3 protein-coding genes and 1 pseudogene are annotated in these 4,880 nt (G+C 53.4%); 1 reads left to right on the top strand and 3 read right to left on the bottom strand.

Translation table 11 applies throughout. The features are described 5' to 3' along the window. From QCH34_RS06760 to mobB, 3 genes and pseudogenes are all read right to left on the bottom strand, one after another. Positions 1-657, bottom strand: a pseudogene (locus QCH34_RS06760) (methyl-coenzyme M reductase subunit beta); the annotation flags it as partial. A gap of 336 nt (positions 658-993) precedes the next feature. After that, a complete protein-coding gene (locus QCH34_RS06755; RefSeq protein WP_300332105.1) occupies positions 994-1,890 on the bottom strand; it encodes a 4Fe-4S dicluster domain-containing protein in 897 nt (298 codons plus the stop codon). 23 nt (positions 1,891-1,913) lie between these two features. Then, positions 1,914-2,621, bottom strand: a complete 708-nt coding sequence (gene mobB, locus QCH34_RS06750) for a molybdopterin-guanine dinucleotide biosynthesis protein B (RefSeq protein ID WP_300332103.1) — start codon at positions 2,619-2,621, stop codon at positions 1,914-1,916. A gap of 154 nt (positions 2,622-2,775) precedes the next feature. Here mobB and fdhF point away from each other — a divergent pair, with 154 nt between their 5' ends. Then, complete coding sequence (gene fdhF / locus QCH34_RS06745) at positions 2,776-4,842, top strand: formate dehydrogenase subunit alpha (protein WP_300332101.1); 2,067 nt, start codon at positions 2,776-2,778, stop codon at positions 4,840-4,842. Positions 4,843-4,880: the final 38 nt, after the last annotated feature.

Here is a 4,880-nt window from a genome sequence, read left to right as displayed (position 1 = left end):
CTGCTCAAAGGTGGCTGAAAGGGCTGCACCCTGCATTGCGTTCTTGTGGGTCATCATGACGGCGTGGTTTGCCGGGATGTTCCTGAGCGCGTAGCCGAGACCTTCGTTGTTCTGTGGTATGGAAAGGATAGACTGAACTCCTGCTCCTGCCATGTCCATGGTCTGCGGGTAGGTACCCCAGACAGCTGCCTTGACGGTGTTTGCATCAAACATGCCGACATTGAACTGGTCCATGATGGCATAGGTTGTTGCGGATGCTACTGCCGTGATAGCTGCATCGTAAGTGGATGCTGCAGTCAGACGTGCAGTTGGTGCCTGAACGAGGAGGAGCTTCCCTCCGCCGTAGGTGTTGATCTTGGTGTCATCGCCGTCTGCGACCTGCACCATCTCCTTGATCCTTGCGGTGACTGCGTCAGCATTCTTGACGATGTCAAGGTCAAGTTCACGGCCAAGGATCTGTTGGTGTTTGCCGATCTTACCGGTCTTGAGTGCTGCTTCGATTCCACCGAGGTTCACTGCGACTGTCCTCTTGGTGAGGTTGACGAGTTTCAGGATCGCCGGGTTGGTCAGCGGGCTGACCTTCGAAAGGGCGACATTGCTCTTCAGGAGCTTACCGTTGTCGTCATAGAGGTCGATTGTGTCTGTATATTTTGCCATAATTTTTCCTCCAATTATTATTTGATTTGATACATTCCGGTCATTGAATACTGAATGCTAAAAGACGTCACTGAATTGGGTACTGGTAATGATTGGCACGTCCCCTCTGGGACATGAAATAATACCGTATATCAGAATATAAGTGTTGTCTTTTCATCTTCTGGGATTATATTATTTAAGAAAGTAAAATAAAAATAAAAAAAGGGGTAATATTCAAATATAGGAACTAATTTCAGTTTTTCACCGAACACTAGTATGATAAAAAAGAGGTTTTTGTACAACTATGTATGTTGTAATACCAACTCCTCATCCTACAACTCACTGCGCTCCTGATCTTCATGGAATCTCCGGGCCGGATACGACGTGCTCCGGTTGAATCCTCTTGAGAACATCCTTTTTGAGTGTGTCAAACCCGATCTCATCGAGCTGATCCCCAAGAAGGCGGCCGTCCCATGCCTTCCGGTAGATCCAGGTGACGACCATGTCGATGACGGTATGTAAATCCTCTATTGTTGTCACGGTAACAAGAGGGCGGCCTGCCTTTGGGTGCCTCCCACGCTTGCCGCCGATGGTGATCAGGTATGCGGGAGGATCCCCTTTGATGATATGGAACGGGCAGATATGGATGCAGTTTCCACAGTCGATGCACTTCTGGCGATCAAGGATGATATCACCACTTTTCACGACAAGAGCACCTTCCTTACAGAAATTGACGCAGGTGCCGCAGCCTGTGCAGAGTCCGGGGTTTCTTATCGGCTGCTGTACTCCTGTAATGCCAATCTCACAGAGCCGCTCTGATACACAGCTGTTTGGGCAGGCAGATACTGCAATCCTGACCCTTACCGGCATATTTTTGGCAAAATACTTCCTGTCTGTCTCAAGAGCAATCCCGATAGAGTCGATATTGGCAAGCCTGCACCGGTCTGTTCCGGGGCATGCGGTGATATTGACGATCTCTTCCCGCTCGGCACCAACGGGTGTGCCGTTTGCTTCAAGTGCTCTTCCAAGTTTCTCGAGATCTTCGATTTTGACATGCGGGATCTCCATCGTCTGCCGGGTGGTGAGATGGGCGGTGCCTGCTCCATATTTCTTTGTGATCCGTGCAATCCCTGACAGTTGCTGCGGATTGATGATTCCTGCCGGAAGCCTGATCCTGACTGTGCAGAAATCGCTGTTCCTCTCGGTGATCACACCTCCGCGGGTATGCATTCCGGTGTCTCGCTCAATCTCCATACGATATCTCCTTCGTCTCTATCCTAATAATTCCTGTCATCTTCTGCATCACTGAGGAGGTCTGCACACCGGGTGAGGGCTTGTGTCACGGATCGTGGGGTGGTTCCTACGATGGCGAGGCATCCTTTTGTGTCACAAAATGCATCTCCGTATCCGATGTGCAGTAATCTCCCTTCTGCTCCGGTGATGCCGGGGGCTCTGCGTGCCGCCTCAGCGGCAACCCTGAGTGCATCTTCGTCAGCTCCATGAAGGATCAGCATACTGCCGGATGATTCTGGTCCGGCATCATCCAGAAGCCTGTCCAGAAGAGTTTTTGGGGTGGTCCATGTCGGAAACCGGTCAAGGTTCATGAGGATCTCTTCAACAGTCGGGTTCCTCATGAGGATGTGATCGCCCCCGACATCTCCAAGTGCAATGCCCGGCAGGGGGACGTTCTTGAATCCCTCAACGATGCAGAATGCCGCTCCCCTCTCCGATGCGGCATCGAGAGCGTTGGTGAGGCGTTCATCTGCAAGGATCAGGATGCTCTTCTCTTCATCTATGGCGCAGGCCCCGGATGCACCTGCCTGGTAATGGAGTGTTGTGTCTTTCCCCTCCTCCAGGGCAAGCGGGTGGTGTCCGCTATGTTTTATCGTCTCGATCCGCCCTCTCCCGGCAAGCCTCCTGCATAGTGCTTCGATCAGGGTTGTCTTGCCGGAATTTGATCTCCCGAAGATGTGGATGACAATCATCTGGTGTGTAGGTGGTGTGGTTGAACAATTAGTATTGTCTCTCTCCATCTCCTCTCCCCCCGGTTTCCACCGTTATTCATCACTTTTTGGAGAAAAATGGCTATGTATAAATAGTCTGGTCGGCATACTATCAGTTATCCGAGGTAAGTTAACCATGGAAATGAAGTATGTACCAACGACCTGCCCGTACTGCGGGACAGGCTGCACATTCAACCTCGTCGTCGTTGACGGCAAGGTAACGGGCGTTGCCCCCTATCAGCGTTCCCCTGTCAATGAGGGAAAACTCTGTCCAAAGGGTATCTATGCCCACGAGTTCGTGAACCGCGAAGATCGTCTGAACACCCCGCTCATCAAAAAGGACGGGAAGTTCGTCGAAGCCGGCTGGGACGAGGCATATGACCTCATTGCCCAGAAGCTGAAGTCGTACAAGCCCGATGAGATGGCGGTCCTTGCCTCCGCGAGAACCTCGAACGAGGACAACTACGCGATCATGAAGTTCGCCCGTGGTGTCTTAAAGACCCGTCACATCGACCACTGTGCCCGTCTCTGCCACGCCTCGACCGTTGCCGGCCTTGCCGCGACATTCGGCTCCGGTGCAATGACCAACTCGATTGGCGATATCGCCGAATCGAAATGCGTCTTCATCATCGGGAGCAACACCTTTGAACAGCACCCGCTGATCGGCCGGAGAGTCATGCAGGCAAAGAAGAACGGCGCGAAGATCATCTACGCCGACCCCCGTCTCACCCCGACCGGCAAACAGGCCGACCTGTACCTGCAGTTTAGATCCGGCAGTGATGTCGCTATTCTGAACGGTCTGATGCAGGAGATCATCAGAAATGGCTGGGAAGACAAGGATTTCATCGCCAACCGGACAAAAGACTTCGAAGCGATGAAAGAAGTCGTGATGAAGCCCGACTACAGCCTTGAGAACGTCTCGAAGATCTCCGGCATCCCGGTCGACCAGCTGAAGACCGCTGCCGAGTGGATCGCGAAATCCGGTGCCACCGCAATCCTGTACTCGATGGGTATCACGCAGCACACCACCGGTGTGGACAATGTCAAATCCGTTGCCAACATCCAGATGCTGACCGGCAACCTCGGGAAAGCCGGTGCCGGCGTGAATGCGCTCCGTGGCCAGAACAATGTGCAGGGCGCCTGTGATATGGGCTGTCTGCCAGTCGTCTTCACCGGGTACCAGAAGGTCATCGATGAAGCCGCCCACAAGAAGTTCTCAGACGCCTGGGGCTTCCCCGATGGCATCTCAGCACCTCAGAACGGGTATGAAGTCACCACCATGATGGATGTCCTAACCGAGAAACCCGGTGAACTGAAAGCGATGTACATCATGGGCGAGAACCCGATGCTCTCCGACCCTGACCTGACACATGTCGAACACGCAATCAAGAGCCTTGACTTCCTCGTCGTGCAGGATATCTTCCTGACCGAGACCGCCCAGCTTGCTGATGTCGTTCTTCCGGCGACCTGCTATGCAGAGAAGGACGGCACCCAGACCTCAACCGAACGCCGTGTCCAGATGTGGCGGAAAGCCCAGGACCCGCCGGGCGATGCAAAACTCGACTGGCAGATCCTCGCCGAACTCTCGGCAAAGATGGGATATGCAGCACAGTTCCCCTGGCAGAGTGCTGAAGATGTCTTCACCGAGATAGCGAAAGTCACGCCATCCTATGGCGGTATGAACTACGAGCGTCTCCGCAAACCCGAAGCGCTGCACTGGCCCTGCCCGGCAGGCGACCACCCCGGCACCCCGATCCTGCATATCGGCAAGTTCTCACATCCCGATGGGCTTGGTGTCTTCTTCCCGATCGAGTTCAAGTACCCGGCCGAAGTTCCGGATGCCGAATACCCGTATATCTTCACAACCGGCAGGAACCTGTTCCACTGGCATACCGGTTCGATGACCCGGCGTTCAATCTCGCTTGAGAGCGAGGTTCCAACCGGCTGGATCGAGATCAATACTGAAGATGCAAAAGATCTCGGTGTTGTTGACGGCGAGATGGTAATTGCCAAAACCCGCCGTGGCGAGATCAAGGTGCCTGCCCGCGTGACAAAGGAGATCATGAAGGGTGTGATGTTCATGCCGTTCCACTTCGCAGAATGTGCGGCAAACGTCCTGACCAACAATGCACTTGACCCGATCGCAAAGATTCCGGAGTTCAAGGCCTGTGCTATAAAGATTGAGAAGATACAGGAGGCCTGAAGATGGTAGCAAAAGGCGATATGCTCTATGCATGGGCA

The organism is Methanocalculus sp., from assembly GCF_029762515.1.
Taxonomy (GTDB): Archaea; Halobacteriota; Methanomicrobia; order Methanomicrobiales; family Methanocorpusculaceae; genus Methanocalculus.
This window is presented reverse-complemented; position numbering and strand designations above follow the sequence as displayed.

Bases quoted from the DNA above. Each gene is read 5' to 3' on its own strand.
- fdhF (WP_300332101.1), top strand. From the start codon at position 2,776: ATGGAAATGAAGTATGTACCAACGACCTGCCCGTACTGCGGGACAGGC.
- mobB (WP_300332103.1), bottom strand. From the start codon at position 2,621: ATGATTGTCATCCACATCTTCGGGAGATCAAATTCCGGCAAGACAACC.
- QCH34_RS06755 (WP_300332105.1), bottom strand. From the start codon at position 1,890: ATGGAGATTGAGCGAGACACCGGAATGCATACCCGCGGAGGTGTGATC.